The sequence below is a fragment of the Flavobacterium sp. DSP2-3-1 genome (genome assembly GCF_049896865.1).
Taxonomy (GTDB): domain Bacteria; phylum Bacteroidota; class Bacteroidia; order Flavobacteriales; family Flavobacteriaceae; genus Flavobacterium.
Genome location: NZ_JAFCVD010000008.1, coordinates 118634 through 134078, shown reverse-complemented (window position 1 = coordinate 134078; position 15445 = coordinate 118634). Strand labels below are relative to the sequence as shown.

Genomic DNA, 15445 nt, shown 5'->3' with positions numbered 1-15445 from the left:
TTGATAAAAGAATTTAAAAAAGGAGATCTGGAAATAGTATTGGCTACAATGAATAGGGCTTCTTTGGATTTTTTGATTCCTATGTTTCCTTTCAGTCATTTTTCGGAATTTCCAATTTTAATTATCAATCAAACCTCAGAAAATACGCTTTTGGTTTCAGAATTTCCTTCCGTCAGAATTGTGAATTCATTTGAAAAAGGGTTGTCAAAAAGCAGGAATTTGGGTTTGCAAAATGCGCATGGAAAACTTGTTTTATTGGCCGATGACGATGAGGTTTTCAAGGAGAATTTTGAAAACACTATTCTGGAAGCGCACAACAATTATCCTGAGGCCGTCAGCATCTGTTTTGCAATTGAAGATTCAAATGGTTTGTTGTTTAAAAAATATCCTTCTAAGATAAAAATGCAACTAAATAATCTGGATGTTTTTAGTATTTTATCGATTGAAATAACTTTAAAAAGAACGATTTTTAATTCATTCAACAATAATTTTGACACTAACTTTGGGCTCGGAAGTTCCTTTATGATGGGAGAAGAAACTATTTTTTTATCCGATTTGAAAAAGAAAAAACAGAATATAATCATTGTACCAAAGGTCATTGCAATCCATTCGGCGGTTTCAACAGATGATAAATTAAATGTTCAACATCGATATTATATTCAAGGTGCTTTTTTTACACGAGTTTCAAAGAATAATTATCTAAATTGGATTTTCTTGAAACTTTTTTTTGATTTGAAACAGAATAGAATAAAAATAGATCAAGTTTTCGCTGCATTGAAAAGTGCAAGAAAAGGAAAAGAAGATTATCAACAAATTACTAAATGAAAACAACTCTTGACGCCATACAGCTCCTAAAAATACCCGTTGTAGAAGATACGCGAGGAAATTTAGCGTTCATTCAAAAGGATTTTTTGCCATTTGAGTTCAAGCGTGTGTATTATCTTTTTGATGTGCCAAGCAGCGCTTACAGAGGCGGACATTCACATATCCTTCAGCAAGAACTTTTAATTGCTTTGAGTGGAAGTTTTGAGGTTGTTCTTCAGGATGGTGATGTAAAAAAGTCATTTGTATTGAATAAGCCAAATGTTGGATTACTGATCCCAACGGGGATTTGGAGAGAATTACAAAATTTTTCGTCGGGAGCCGTTTGTTTAGTATTGGCATCGGATATCTTTGAAGAAGCCGACTACATTCGGGATTTTGATACATTTTTGGAGTCAAAAAAATGAAGCTTCTCTACATTGTTCCCAATATAAATAACGAAGGCGGAGTTGCCAGAGTACTTTCGGTGAAAACGAATTATCTAATAGAAAAATTTGGGTATGAAGTACATATTTTAACTCAAAATGAAGGCTTTTCTCCTTTGTTTTATTCTTTTAATTCTACTATTTTTTATCACGATTTGCTATTAAATGGTAGCTTTTTTCAGTTTTTTAATTCTTTTTCAAAAGGGTTAAAAAGTAAAATTAAAACCATTCGACCGGATGTTATCATTGTTTGCGATAACGGTTTAAAAGCCTATTTAGTTCCTGTTATTTTAAACACGAATACGCCGATTATTTTTGAGTGCCACAGTTCTAAATATATTGAAGAAAAAGAACCAACAAAATATTTTGTTTCAACAAAAATTAAAATACTTTTTAAAGAATTAGCTGCTAAAAGGTTTACCAAGTTTGTTGCCTTGTCAAAGGAGAGTTTGGAAGAATGGAATGTGAAAAATGGTATTGTAATTCCTAATCCATTATGGTTTGAACCAATTACTTCTTCAGATTTAAAATCTAAGAAAGTAATTGCTGTTGGACGTCATTCTTATGAAAAAGGATTGGACAGAATGTTACAAATTTGGCAAAAAGTGATTCAAAAACATTCCGATTGGACACTTGAAATTTATGGAAAATCAACTAAAAACGACAATTTAAGATTGTTGGCTGAGGATTTAAATATTTTAAATAATGTTGTTTTTTATGAACCGGTTCAGAATATTAATGAAAAATATTTAGACGCTTCATTTTATTTAATGACGTCTCGATTTGAAGGTTTTGGAATGGTCTTAATTGAGGCGATGGCTTCTGGATTGCCCTGTATAGCCTACGATTGTCCGTGCGGACCAAGAGGAATAATTTCTCAAAACAAAGACGGCTTTTTGATAGAAAATGGTAATGAGTCAGACTATGTTAAAGCGATTGAGACGTTAATAGAAAATGCGACATTAAGAAGAGAAATGGGAAAAAATGCAAAATTAGGCAGTGAAAAATATCATATCGATGGTATTATGGAAACTTGGAACCAATTATTTATTGGAATCAAAAAAAATTAATTTTTCTGATTTATTGAGCACAGATAACCCACTCGAAACCAATTAAAAAGAACCAAATTAGGATTGTGTCCAGTCAAATTTTGTACTAAATATTTTTCAAAAAGGGTATGAATTTTTGAAATGATAAAAGCGGATTTTGTTTTTTTTAAAAAGTGATACAATTGTAATAATCGCACAAACTCAATAGTGATTTTATTCTCTTTATATAACAAAATCAAATTTTCTAAAGACTCTTTGGTTTTATTCAGATAAACTAAATTAGTATCAATATCGCCATGTTCAACTGGATTTTCAATATGATTTATCTTCACTTGTAATAAACTCAATTGATAAGAAAGTAGGGTGTCATCATGACCGTATTTTTTTGTGTCTTTATCAAATTTTACTTTGTTGAAACAGTCTTTTTTAATGACGGTATTATTAAAAAGCACCGATTGATACGGTTTTTTCTTCCGGTTTTCAGAAGATTTGTGCTCAATAAATCTTCCGTATTTCCAACGTAGTTTTTGGTTATCGGAGGGACATTTTTCAGGATGCAACCTGCCGCCATAAACAACATCAAAATCTTGGAGATTGTCAATATATTTTTTTATGTAATTGTCATGAATAATTATAGAGTCCCCGTCGATAAAAAGCAAATAATCAAATTTTGCGTGCTCAGCGAGGGAGTTTCTGTTTTTACGATGTGCTAGATTTTCTTTTAAGGAGACAAAACTGCAATTTGGTAATGCATTTACATGCTCATTAAATGCATTCAAACTTGATTGTGAAGCGTCGTCTTGGCACAAAATTTCAAACGTTATTCCGCAATCTAAACATTGTTTGTATAACTCCGAAACCAGCGGATAAACATTGTAATTATAAACCGGAATTAGTATCGAAAGCATTACGCTGTTCGCTGCTGAATCACTTCAAAAATTTTGGAGTCTTCACATTTTAATGTTTTTGAAGGGAATTTCATTAACAGTGCATAATCGTGTGTTGCCATAATAATGGTTTTTCCATTGGCATTGATTTTTTTCAAGACTTCCAATACTTCGGCACTTGTTTGTGGATCTAAGTTTCCTGTTGGTTCATCCGCAAGGATTAATTCAGGATCGTTCAGCAAAGCGCGAGCGATGGCTACACGTTGTTGTTCTCCTCCAGAAAGTTGATGAGGCATTTTTTTGCCAAAATCTTTCATTCCCACTTTATTCAAAACTTCGTCGATCTTATTTTGCATTTCTACGTTGTCTGTCCAGCCAGTTGCTTTTAGAACAAACAACATATTGTCGTTTACCGTACGGTCCGGAAGTAATTTGAAATCCTGAAAAACGATTCCAATCTTTCTTCTTAAAAACGGAATGTCATCTTCCTTTAAGGTGGCTAAATCAAAATCTACTATGTGACCTTCTCCGTCAGTTAAAGGTAAATCACCATATAAAGTTTTCATTAAGCTACTTTTTCCGGAGCCTGTTTTTCCAATGATGTACAGGAATTCACCATGTTTTACCTCCAAGTTTACCTCTGTTAAAATAGTTTTTTCTTCTTGATAAATAGTTACATTTTTTAAAGACAGTACGGATTGTGACATAATTTGCATTTGTTTATTGGGTAAAAGTAAGAAGATAACGCTTCCATTCAAAATAAATTCTATTCTATTAGGTAGAATTTAAAAAATTACAAACATTACGAAAAACTGGCGCGGCTTGATTTGATTAATCATACGCAATGTCGCTTTAATTGCAAACTGTGAAAAAAAATCATAATAAAAGCCAAAACGGATTCGTTATAGAGTTCAGAATACAATACATTTGAATTATTAAAATAAAATCGCAATGCAAAAACTTTCCTGGGGCTATTTTTTATCCTTTTTTATTATAACGGCCAGTATTTCGGCACAAAAATCAACTATTTATACGCACGATTCTAAAGATTTTAATAAAGCGGTTTCTTTATTCAAAGATGAGCAATATGCCTCGGCGCAACTTATTTTTAATAAGGTAAAGGAAACTGCAGCTACTGAAGAATTGAAATCAGATTGTGCCTATTATGCCGCTAATTGCGCCATTCGAACCAATCAGTCCAATGCGGATGAATTGATGGAGCAATTTGTTTCAGATTATCCTACGAGCGTAAAGCAAAATCAGGCGTATATTGAGGTGGCACATTATCATTTTAACCAAGGAAATTATCCGCAAGCGTTACAATGGTTTGATAAAGTAGACGAAAGCAGTTTAAGCAGAAAAGACCAAGATAAATTCAATTTCCAGAAAGGTTATAGTTTTTTTAATGCCAAAAAGAAAAAGGAAGCTACAGTATATTTGAATAAGGTCGTTAATTCTGCCGAATATGGTTCTCAAGCCAAATATTATTTGGGATTTATGGCCTATGAAGGAGATGATTACAAGCAGGCAACGAAGTATTTTGACGAAGTTTCGGGCGAGGAGAAGTACAAAGAAAAGCTTTCCTATTATCAGGCAGATATGAATTTTAAGCTGGGGAATTTCCAAAAAGCAATTGATTTGGGGCAGAAAGCAATGGCTAAATCAACTCCTTTGGAAAAATCAGAACTTAATAAAATCATTGGTGAAAGTTATTTTAATTTAAAAAAATACGATACTTCAATTCCATATTTAGTAGATTATAAAGGAAAAAAAGGGAAATGGAATAATACTGATTTTTATCAATTGGGTTATGCGTATTACAAGCAAAAAGATTTCGAAAATGCGATTTCGCAGTTCAATAAAATCATTGGAGGGAAAGATTTAGTAGCACAAAATGCTTATTATCACTTGGGAGAAAGTTACCTGAATACTGATAAAAAGCAACAGGCCTTAAACGCATTCAAAAATGCTTCTGAAATGGATTTTGATGCAGCCATTCAAGAAGACGCCAGCTTGAATTATGCCAAATTAAGTTATGATTTAGGGAATTCGTATCAAAGTGTTCCTTCGGTTTTGCAGGCTTTTTTGAAAAAATATCCCGAGAATGAAAGCCGTTCTGAGGTGGAGAAATTATTGATAGATTCTTATATTTCCTCTAAAAACTATAAAGAAGCTTTAGTTTTATTAGAAAAAAATAAATTGCCAGAAAATAAATTAGCGTATCAAAAAGTGCTTTTTTATCGAGGTTTAGAATTATACACTGATGGAAATTATCCGGAAGCATTGAAGATGTTCACAAAATCTGTAAGCGAACAAAAAGATCCTGTTTTTACGGCTCGTGCTACTTTCTGGCAAGGCGAAACGGAATATGTCTTGAATGACTTTAAAGACGCTTTATTAAGTTTCAAGCAGTTCATTGGTTCAAACCAAGCAGCAACAACACCCGAATTTAAAAACAGTAATTACAATATTGCGTACACGTATTTCAAATTGAAAGAATACGATCAAGCAGGTGATTATTTCCAAAAACAAATAGAAAAAGCGCCTGGTGATAAAGTACGTTTAAATGATTCGTATTTGCGTTTAGCGGATTGCCGTTTTGTGACTTCAAAATACGGTCCCGCAATGGAGGCGTATACTAAAGTAATCGAATCTAAAAGTTTAGATGCGGATTATGCGTATTTTCAAAAAGCAATTTCCTATGGATTTATGGCTAAAAACGATAAGAAAATTGATGAGATAAATGCTTTCTTACAATTGTATCCAAAATCAGAATACAGAGACGACGCGCTTTTTGAATTGGCAAATACCTATGTTGCTGAGAATAAAAATGAACTTGCTGTAAAAACATACGACCGATTAAATACGGAATTTAAAAAAGGATCTTTCACTTCCAGATCTATTTTGCGTCAGGGATTGGTTTATTATAACACTGATAAAGACGAGCAGGCATTGTTGAAATTTAAAAAAGTTGCGGCTGATTTTCCTAGAACTCCGGAAGCTTTGGAAGCGGTTGCGACTGCTAGATTAATTTATGTCGACAATGGTAGAGTAGATGAATATGCAACTTGGGTTCGAACATTGGATTTTGTTGCGGTAACGGATGCAGAATTGGACAATGACACTTATGAAGCCGCTGAAAAACAATTTCAACAAAATAATGTTAAACAGGCAATTGCAGGATTTAGCGGTTATGTAAGCCAATTTCCTCGCGGGATTCATACTTTGAAAGCTAATTATTACCTCGCGCAATTGTATTATGCTGACGGGTCAGAAAGCAAATCGACACCTAATTATGAATATGTAGTTGCACAATCCAGAAGTGAATTTACTGAACAATCGTTGTCAAGATTGGCTCAAATATTCCTTAAAAACAAAGAGGATCAAAAAGCAATTCTGATTTTGACTCGTTTAGAAAATGAAGCAGATACTTCTCAGAACAAAACATTTGCACAATCGAACTTGATGAAATTGTATTATGATAAAAAAGATTATCCGAATTCAGTTATTTATGCCGAGAAGGTTTTGATGAATTCAAAAACAGATGATAATGTAAAAAGTGATGCACAAATTATCATTGCACGTGCGGCAATTGAAACGGGTGATGAAGCGAAGGCGAAAGTTGCTTATGCAAAACTAATGACGATTGCCAAAGGAGAATTAGCAGCTGAAGCATTGTATTATGATGCTTATTTTAAAAATAAAGACGAAAAATTTGAAGCTTCCAATACTGCAGTTCAAAAATTAGCGAAGAATTATTCCAGTTATAAATATTTTGGAGCCAAAGGATTAGTATTGATGGCGAAAAACTTTTACGGACTGAAAGACAGTTATCAGGCAACCTATATTTTAGAAAATGTAATTCAAAATTTTACTGATTTTCCAGATGTCGTTTCAGATGCACAAAGAGAATTGAACGCTATAAAGGCGGAAGAATCTAAAACAAATTCATCGATTACAAAGTAAGAAATCAAGGTTTAGAAGTTGGAAAACAACTTAAATCAAGCGTAAATTTTTAAATAATCGAAAGCCAAAAAAACAAATTGAATGAGTCTATCTTTTTATATCGTTGATGTTTTTGCAGAAAAAAAATATGCGGGGAACCAACTCGCAGTTTTTTCAGGTGCCGATTTGTTAACTGACAAACAGATGCAGGAAATTGCGCGAGAAATAAACTTTGCGGAAAGCACTTTTATAACCGAGCTTGATGCTGAAAACAATTCGGCAACCATCAAAATTTTTACTCCAGAGCACGAAATGAAGTTCGCCGGTCACCCAATTATTGGAACTTCATGGGTTTTGATGAATAAGATATTTGAGCAGCAACCGGAAAAGATTATTTTATCGGTTCCAATTGGTGAAATTCCAGTGTATCAATCGGAAGATTTGGTTTGGCTGCAGGCTGCACAACCGGAATTTTTGGATATTTTTTCAGCAGATGATTTTGAATCGTTTAGCAATTTAAGCAATAGTGACCTCGATGCTAAATTTCCCATTCAGGAGGTGACTACAGGAAGCGCTTTTGTAATTGTTCCTGTCAAAAATATAAAAGCATTGGAGAATTTGATTTTGGATAAGGATAAAATGAACGACTGGTTGGATGCACACTGCAAAACCAATCACAGAGCGTTGTATTTTTATTGTTTAGAAGATGCAAAACTCAGTAGCAGAATGCTGTGTATTGAAAATAATCAACTTATTGAAGATGCGGCAACGGGAAGTGCAAGCACTTGTTTACAGGCTTTTCTTTTAAAATATAATGAGCCGGAAATCCAAATTATCAATCATCAGGGTGATTTTATAAGAAGACCGTCCCAGATTTATTTTGATGGGAAATTGACGAATAATCATTTTGAGATAAAAATTGGTGGCAAAACGCAATTCATTGCAAAAGGCGAATGGGAGGTATAAATTGAAGATTAGAAAGGACGAATTACAAATTAAGAAGTAAAAAAATAAAACATGACATTTAAAGATAAAAAAATAACATCATTTATTAATAAGATAGAAACATTCATGGCAACCTGCCCTTCGGTGAGAGTTGCGGTTGGGATTTTGTTTCTTTTACTTTCTCAATTTTCGTTTGCACAAAAGAAAGAGCAAATAGGCACCGAAACAGTAAATGTTGTAAAACCGTATACGCCAAAAATTTCGGATGCTTTCAAAGTTAAAGAAATTCCAGAACTGGATGAGGAAGGAAATGCCAAAAAAGAAATTATAAAGTATTCCATTTTTTCTTTTCCGGTAGCTTCAACGTTTACCCCATCAAAAGGAAAAGCAGAAGGAGTAGAGAAAGAAAAACAAGCGCATTTATTTAAAAATTATGCCACTTTTGGTGTTGGGAATTACGGAACTTTTATTGGCGAATTATTCGTAAATCATGATCTTAATACTACGGATTATGTTGGCGGTATGTTTCGTCATCATTCGTCAGAAGGCGGAATCAAAAATGTAGCGTTAGAAGATCGTTTTTATGATACCGCTCTGAACTTGATGTACGGTTCAAATCAAAAAGACGTATCTTGGAATTTGGATTTAGGGTACCAAAACCAAATTTATAACTGGTATGGACTGCCTTCAGAATTTGGGAGTACTTTATCAGCTCAGGAGCAAGTGATGATGATTAATGCAATTGATCCGCAGCAAACATACAGAACCATATCGTTAGGCGGAAATGTAGCTTTTAACGAAAGTATTTTAAACAAAACAAGTCTTAAATACAACCATTTTTCGGATGCTTCCGGATCTTCTGAAAATCGATTTTATGCAAAGCCTACAATTGAATTTGACGTAATGGAAAGTGCTGTGAAAACGGATTTAATTGTAGATTATGTAGGAGGTAATTTCAAGAAAAATTATTTAAATACTAATACGGAAGCCATGAAATACGGCTTTACAAATTTCGGAATCTCACCAAGCTTTGTGATGCAAGAGAACGACTGGACGCTAAATATTGGTGCTGCATTTATATATAGCATGGACAATCAAAACAGCAGTAATTCCTTTTATATTTATCCAAAATTCAATGCTTCGTATAAAGTAGTTGGAGATTTGATGATTTTTTATGCTGGCGCCGAAGGGAACTTAAAACAAAATTCATATCAGGATTTTGTAGACGAAAATCCTTTTTTATCCCCTACATTGAGTATGACACCAACAGATCAGCAGTATGATGTTTTTGCCGGATTAAAAGGGAAATTGACCAATAATGTAAGTTATAATGTTAAAGCTTCGTACGTCAACGAAAGAAATAAAGCATTATTTAGAAGCAATGATTATAATGAAAATGCGGGTAATGAAGATTATGCGTTTGGAAATTCCTTTCAAGTGGTGTATGACGATATGAAAACATTGAGTTTTTACGGAGAACTAAAAGCCGATTTTTCTAAAAATGTGTCTTTTGGAATCAACGGAACTTTCCGTAGTTTTACGAATGATTTTCAGCAAGAAGCCTGGAACTTGCCGGCGATTAAAATAAATTCAAATCTTGATTTTAATATAACTGAAAAATGGTTTGCTGGTGCAAATGTGTTTTACGTTGGCGAGCGAAAAGATTTTCAGATAAATACTGATTTTGTATATGTAGTTCAGCCGGGTCCTTTTACTTTAAAATCGTATTTTGATGTAAATGCAAATGTTGGTTTCAAATACAGTGACCGATTGACTGCTTTTGCAAGAGCCAATAATATCACTAATAATGCCTACCAAAAATTGTTAAATTATCCAGTTCAAGGTTTTCAAGTGATTTTAGGCGTGAACTATAAATTTGATTTTTAATTTTTTACTTAACTACGAAGTAGACACAAAATCACAGAAACCGTAATAAAAAAAACTTGGAGAACATCGTAGTTTCTATGAGTACCTTTCGGTGATTTTTTGGTGAAGAATATTGATTTAATTTTTTGTAATATGAAAAGAATATTATTAATTTTTATTTTTTTGTTTTCATTAAATACCTTTTGTCAAACCATAGAAGGAACCGTTTTTGACGAAAACAAAATGCCAATGGTAGGAGCGTCGGTTTATTTGGATGGAACCACAATAGCTACTTTGACCAATGAAAATGGGAAATATTTTTTGAGTGTGAAGAGTAAAATTAATACCTCATTGATTATCCGGTCTATGGGTTATGAAACAGTAGGTATTGCCAACCCTTTTGAAAATAATAACAGAAAAATTTATTTAGTCGCGAAGCAAGTCGAACTTGATGAGGTTGTCATAAGAAAAGATTATTTTACAAGGAGCCAAAAAATGCAATTATTTAGAGATCAGTTTTTAGGAACTACAAAGGCTGGAAAATCATGTAAAATTAATAATGAAGAGGATATTGAATTTGAATATGATTATAAAACAAATACTTTATTTGCGAAATCAGATAAGCCATTAAAAATTGATAATCCATATTTAGGTTATCAAATTGAATTCGATTTGTATGAATTTTATGTTAAATTTCGTAAAAAGAGTATAAAAAATGAAGACGTAACTAAAAACTTATTTTTGGGAACAACATTATTTAATGAGATAAATAAAGAATCTAAAATAAAAAAAATCAGGGATAATGTATACAATGGCTCTTCGATGCATCTCTTTAAAAATCTTTCGGAAAATCGTTGGGGTAAAGATCTTTTTTTATTGTTCAAAGGAGGTTTTCAGGATATTCCAGAAAATTATTTTACAATTTCCAATGAAGGAAAGTTAAAGAAGATCAGTATTGCTTCGAATATTAAATATGAAGGCCTTTTAGCTGGCTCTAAACCTAGATTTTATGCCGATTTTAATTTTCTTTACAAGAAAACGAAACAATCAAAAGTGATTTTCTTAACAAATGTTTTTTATGTAGATGAGTATGGAAACAATTCAGATGCTGATAAGATTGAGTTTGGGGGAGATTTAGCGACGAGAAAATTGGGAGATATGTTACCAATGAATTATGTCCCTTAAATTTTCATTTTAAAAACAAACTAAAAATAATTCTAGAATAACCACCGGATGGTAAATATCCGCACTCCAAAAAAACCTATGACCTTCAAACAAAAAATACATATTCATTACCTGCAATTAGTTCAGGATCGAATCGACGTTTTCAAAGACATGATTGTGGCACTTACCGAAGATTCTAAAAATGACGCTAAAGGTTCTGCCGGAGACAAACACGAAACGGCTTTGTCTATGATGCACATTGAGCAGGAAAAACTTAATCGTAAATTGAGAGAAGTTCTAAATCAAAAAACAGTTTTGGATAAAATTGATGTTACTGTAACGGCCGAAACTATTATTGTGGGGAGCTTGGTTAAAGCAAATGGAATCTATTTATACCTGAGTGTGGCACTTCCAAAAATCAATGTCGAAGGAATCAATATTATCGCATTATCTCCACAATCACCTTTGGGAAATAAACTGATGGGAAATCAAGAAGGTTTTACTTTTGAGATTAATGGGACGAAGTATTTGGTGGAGAATATCGAATAAAACTCATCTCACCTACGTTTCTTTTTACAATCCACAACTTCAATTCTGTTTTTATTATCTTTTAATTACATTTTAAACACAAATATTCTTTTTTAGTTATTATTTATAACTAAAAATGGTATTTGTGTTTTTCAATTAGAACTATAATTCCATCTTTGCCCTATCAAAATAAACAGAACAATAAAAATATATAGTTATGTGTGGAATAGTATGTGCCTTTGATTTAAAACAAAAAGCAGAAGTTTTAAGACCGCAAGTATTAGAAATGTCTAAAATTATCCGTCATCGTGGACCAGACTGGAGTGGAGTTTTTAGTAATGAAAAAGCGATTTTGTCTCACGAACGTTTGGCGATTGTTGATCCGGCTTCAGGAAAGCAACCGTTGTTCAGTGAAGACAAGCAACTTGTTTTAGCGGCAAATGGTGAAATTTATAACCACAGAGCATTGCGTAAACAATTTGAAGGTAAATACAACTTTCAAACCGAAAGTGACTGCGAAGTAATTTTAGCACTTTACAAAGAAAAAGGGCCGCATTTTATAGATGAAATGAACGGGATTTTTGGATTTGCCATTTATGATGTCGAAAAAGATGAGTACTTTGTTGCTCGGGATCACATGGGAATTATTCCATTATACATAGGTTGGGATGAACACGGAACTTTTTACGTGGCTTCTGAATTGAAAGCGTTGGAGGGGTATTGTACTAAAATCCAATTGTTTCCTCCGGGTCATTATATGTCAAGTAAAGATGGCGAATTTGTACAATGGTACCAGAGAGAATGGGTTGATTATGATGCTGTAAAAGACAACGTAACCAGCATTGACGATATTAAAGTCGCTTTAGAAGCAGCGGTTCACAGACAATTGATGAGCGATGTGCCTTATGGAGTTTTACTTTCGGGAGGATTAGATTCTTCAATTACTTCGGCTGTAGCCAAAAAATATGCACAAAAACGTATTGAATCCGGAGATGTAGCCGATGCCTGGTATCCCCAATTACATTCGTTCTCGGTAGGATTAAATGGTTCTCCAGATCTAGCGGCTGCGCAAATAGTTGCGGATCATATTGGAACCATTCACCACGAAATTAAATTCACAATTCAAGAGGGGTTAGATGCAATTAAAGATGTAATTTATAACTTGGAAACGTATGATGTGACTACAATTAGGGCGTCGACACCAATGTGGTTGATGGCGAGAGTTATTAAATCTATGGGTATCAAGATGGTATTGTCAGGTGAAGGAGCAGATGAGCTTTTTGGAGGATATTTGTATTTTCATAAAGCGCCAAACGCGAGAGAATTCCACGAAGAAAATGTTCGTAAATTAGGAAAACTTCATATGTATGACTGTTTACGAGCGAACAAAAGTTTAGCAGCATGGGGAATTGAAGGACGTGTGCCATTTTTAGATAAAGAATTTATGGATGTGGCGATGAGAATCAATCCACAAGATAAAATGATTAATGCAGAACATCCGATGGAAAAATGGGTGGTTCGTAAAGCTTTTGAAGAGATGTTACCGCCAAGTGTAGCTTGGAGACAAAAAGAACAATTTAGTGACGGTGTAGGATACGGTTGGATTGATACTTTAAAAGAAGTTGTAGCTGTTGAAATTACCGATGAGCAATTAGCAAATGCAAAATATAAGTTCCCTTTACAAACGCCAACTTCTAAAGAAGAATATTACTATCGTTCTATTTTTCACGAGCATTTTCCGAGTGATGCAGCTGCTTTGTGTGTTCCGCAAGAAGCAAGCGTTGCGTGCAGTACAAAAATTGCATTGGAATGGGACGAGGCTTTCAAGAACATGAACGATCCGTCCGGAAGAGCAGTAGCGAGTGTACATGATGATGCGTATGTAAAAGTATAAATATAAGATAATTAAGATTTTTTAAATTCACAGAACGCTCTCCATTTCGAGAGCGTTTTTTTATGGAAACTAAATTTACGTAGAAATATATAATTTGAAAAAACGTTATAATTACGCATTGTCCAAAATAATTAGGCGAGTTTTTTTATATTAGCGCAACTAAAATGTTTATTATGAAATTTATTACACTATTCTTTGGCTTATTCTTATTGATTTCTTGTGATCAAAAAAGTAAAGTTTCTGTTGATACCATTATTACCGATGCAACGATTTACTCGGTCAATAACTCTTTTGAGACCGCTTCGGCTATGGCAATAGATAAGGGCAAAATTGTGGCTATTGGTACTAATCGTGAAATTACAAAACAATACGAATCTAAAAATACGATACAAGCGGAGGGAAAATTCATTTATCCTGGCTTAATTGATGCGCATTGCCATTTTTACAGCTATGGATTAAGTCTACAAGAAGCTGATTTGCGTGGAACTAAAAGTATGGACGAAATAATAACCCGTTTAAAAGCTTTTCAAAAAGATAAAAATCCAACATTTATTGTTGGGAATGGTTGGGATCAAAACGATTGGAAAGTTAAAAAGTATCCAACAAAAGCAGATTTAGATGCTGCATTTCCTGATATTCCTGTAGTCTTGAATAGAGTAGACGGGCATGCAATAATCGTCAACAGTAAAGCGTTAAAATTAGCCGGAATCACGAAAGATACGAAAGCTTTTGGCGGTCAGATTGAAATTGCAAACGGGGAACCAACAGGAATTTTAGTAGATAATCCAATGGAATTAGTGTTTAAGATAATTCCAAAACCAACTCGTAAGATACAAATTGCCGCCTTATTGGATGCCGAAAAAGTGATGTTTGATTACGGATTGACAACCGTGAATGATGCAGGATTGGATCCGGATATTATTCATTTGATGGATAGTTTGCAGAAAGCAAAATTGATGAAGCTAAATGTATATGCTATGGTGACAGCAAATCAAAAAAATATCGATTTATATTTAAATAAAGGAATTTATAAAACGGATAATCTAAATGTGCGTTCCTTTAAAATGTATGGCGATGGTGCTTTGGGTTCGCGTGGCGCTTGCATGCACAAACCGTATTCTGATAAGCCCGACCAATATGGTGCTTTGCTGGCACCAGTTCCAGAATTAAAAGAAGTAGCGAGACAAATTGCGGCTTCAAAGTTTCAGTTAAATACACATGCCATTGGCGATTCAGCAAATACGGTGATTTTGAAAATATACAAAGAAGTTTTGACAGGCACAAAAGACAGAAGATGGAAAATTGAGCATGCGCAAGTTCTGCGTGAAGCTGATTTTGACTATTTTAGATTCGGAATTATTCCTTCGGTTCAACCCACACATGCCACATCAGATATGTATTGGGCTGAAGACAGATTGGGGAAAGAAAGATTGAAAAATGCATATGCTTATAAAAAATTACTTCAAAAAGCGGGAATGATAGCTTTAGGAACGGATTTTCCTGTAGAAGAAGTGAATCCGATGCTAACTTTTCATGCTGCCGTAGCCAGAAAAGACAGTAAGGAGTATCCAAAAGATGGTTTTCAAATGGAAAATGCTTTGACCAGAGCCGAAACTTTAAGAGGAATGACCATTTGGGCCGCTTTTTCTAATTTCGAAGAAAAAGAAAAAGGAAGTTTGGAAGTTGGGAAATGGGCTGATTTTGTAATGTTTGACCAGGATTTAATGAAAGTGGAAGAAAATAAAATAGTGAAAATGAAACCAACGAACACGTATTTAAAAGGTCAGAAAGTCAAATAGTAGATTTGAATAAATCCAATGATTTACAATTGTCACAGGCTGTTTTGATTTAGTGTTGTTTGAATTACATTTTTAAGATAAAACGCATCTTTTTGTTTTAAATAGCAACTAAATATACGAA

12 protein-coding genes are annotated in these 15445 nt (G+C 33.7%); 10 read left to right on the top strand and 2 right to left on the bottom strand.

Annotated features, from left to right (window positions below):
* From ACP7AT_RS10800 to ACP7AT_RS10790, 3 genes are read left to right on the top strand one after another with little or no spacing between them, the layout of a single operon-like run.
* On the top strand, positions 1–825 hold the full coding sequence (locus ACP7AT_RS10800; RefSeq protein ID WP_426064327.1) for a glycosyltransferase family 2 protein: 825 nt from the start codon (positions 1–3) through the stop codon (positions 823–825).
* Entirely contained in the window at positions 822–1229 is a 408-nt protein-coding gene (locus tag ACP7AT_RS10795; protein ID WP_426064326.1) for a sugar 3,4-ketoisomerase, read from the top strand. The genes ACP7AT_RS10800 and ACP7AT_RS10795 overlap by 4 nt, the downstream gene beginning before the upstream one ends.
* On the top strand, positions 1226–2317 hold the full coding sequence (locus ACP7AT_RS10790; RefSeq protein ID WP_426064325.1) for a glycosyltransferase family 4 protein: 1092 nt from the start codon (positions 1226–1228) through the stop codon (positions 2315–2317). The genes ACP7AT_RS10795 and ACP7AT_RS10790 overlap by 4 nt, the downstream gene beginning before the upstream one ends.
* Here ACP7AT_RS10790 and ACP7AT_RS10785 read toward each other — a convergent pair.
* The gene (locus ACP7AT_RS10785; protein ID WP_426064324.1) at positions 2314–3204 is read right to left on the bottom strand and encodes a glycosyltransferase family 2 protein; all 891 of its coding nucleotides are present in this window, start codon (positions 3202–3204) and stop codon (positions 2314–2316) included. The two genes, ACP7AT_RS10790 and ACP7AT_RS10785, sit on opposite strands and share 4 nt — an antisense overlap.
* Entirely contained in the window at positions 3204–3890 is a 687-nt protein-coding gene (locus ACP7AT_RS10780; RefSeq protein ID WP_426064323.1) for a cell division ATP-binding protein FtsE, read from the bottom strand. Before ACP7AT_RS10780 ends, ACP7AT_RS10785 begins: the two co-directional genes overlap by 1 nt.
* Before the next feature lie 244 nt (positions 3891–4134).
* Between ACP7AT_RS10780 and ACP7AT_RS10775 the strand changes: the two genes are divergently transcribed.
* The 7 genes from ACP7AT_RS10775 (at position 4135) to ACP7AT_RS10745 (ending at position 15324) form a co-directional block, all read left to right on the top strand.
* Complete coding sequence (locus ACP7AT_RS10775; RefSeq protein WP_426064322.1) at positions 4135–7149, top strand: tetratricopeptide repeat protein; 3015 nt, start codon at positions 4135–4137, stop codon at positions 7147–7149.
* 81 nt (positions 7150–7230) lie between these two features.
* Positions 7231–8094: a PhzF family phenazine biosynthesis protein gene (locus ACP7AT_RS10770; protein ID WP_426064321.1), complete on the top strand. Its 864-nt coding sequence runs from the start codon at positions 7231–7233 to the stop codon at positions 8092–8094.
* A gap of 105 nt (positions 8095–8199) precedes the next feature.
* Complete coding sequence (locus tag ACP7AT_RS10765) at positions 8200–9960, top strand: TonB-dependent receptor (protein ID WP_426064405.1); 1761 nt, start codon at positions 8200–8202, stop codon at positions 9958–9960.
* A gap of 132 nt (positions 9961–10092) precedes the next feature.
* Positions 10093–11124, top strand: coding sequence for a carboxypeptidase-like regulatory domain-containing protein (locus ACP7AT_RS10760; protein ID WP_426064320.1), 1032 nt, complete (start codon positions 10093–10095; stop codon positions 11122–11124).
* Between the two features lie 78 nt (positions 11125–11202).
* Entirely contained in the window at positions 11203–11652 is a 450-nt protein-coding gene (locus ACP7AT_RS10755; RefSeq protein WP_426064404.1) for a hypothetical protein, read from the top strand.
* Between the two features lie 196 nt (positions 11653–11848).
* Positions 11849–13525, top strand: a complete 1677-nt coding sequence (gene asnB / locus ACP7AT_RS10750; RefSeq protein ID WP_426064319.1) for an asparagine synthase B — start codon at positions 11849–11851, stop codon at positions 13523–13525.
* A gap of 173 nt (positions 13526–13698) precedes the next feature.
* Positions 13699–15324 carry an amidohydrolase gene (locus ACP7AT_RS10745; protein WP_426064318.1) on the top strand — a complete coding sequence of 542 codons (1626 nt, stop codon included), beginning with the start codon at positions 13699–13701 and terminating at the stop codon, positions 15322–15324.
* Positions 15325–15445: the final 121 nt, after the last annotated feature.

What these genes read in the sequence shown, in the direction of transcription:
- ACP7AT_RS10755 (WP_426064404.1), top strand. Translation starts at nt 11,203, where the DNA reads ATGACCTTCAAACAAAAAATACATATTCATTACCTGCAATTAGTTCAG.
- ACP7AT_RS10785 (WP_426064324.1), bottom strand. Translation starts at nt 3,204, where the DNA reads ATGCTTTCGATACTAATTCCGGTTTATAATTACAATGTTTATCCGCTG.
- ACP7AT_RS10780 (WP_426064323.1), bottom strand. Translation starts at nt 3,890, where the DNA reads ATGTCACAATCCGTACTGTCTTTAAAAAATGTAACTATTTATCAAGAA.
- asnB (WP_426064319.1), top strand. Translation starts at nt 11,849, where the DNA reads ATGTGTGGAATAGTATGTGCCTTTGATTTAAAACAAAAAGCAGAAGTT.
- ACP7AT_RS10760 (WP_426064320.1), top strand. Translation starts at nt 10,093, where the DNA reads ATGAAAAGAATATTATTAATTTTTATTTTTTTGTTTTCATTAAATACC.
- ACP7AT_RS10765 (WP_426064405.1), top strand. Translation starts at nt 8,200, where the DNA reads ATGGCAACCTGCCCTTCGGTGAGAGTTGCGGTTGGGATTTTGTTTCTT.
- ACP7AT_RS10790 (WP_426064325.1), top strand. Translation starts at nt 1,226, where the DNA reads ATGAAGCTTCTCTACATTGTTCCCAATATAAATAACGAAGGCGGAGTT.
- ACP7AT_RS10795 (WP_426064326.1), top strand. Translation starts at nt 822, where the DNA reads ATGAAAACAACTCTTGACGCCATACAGCTCCTAAAAATACCCGTTGTA.
- ACP7AT_RS10770 (WP_426064321.1), top strand. Translation starts at nt 7,231, where the DNA reads ATGAGTCTATCTTTTTATATCGTTGATGTTTTTGCAGAAAAAAAATAT.
- ACP7AT_RS10745 (WP_426064318.1), top strand. Translation starts at nt 13,699, where the DNA reads ATGAAATTTATTACACTATTCTTTGGCTTATTCTTATTGATTTCTTGT.
- ACP7AT_RS10775 (WP_426064322.1), top strand. Translation starts at nt 4,135, where the DNA reads ATGCAAAAACTTTCCTGGGGCTATTTTTTATCCTTTTTTATTATAACG.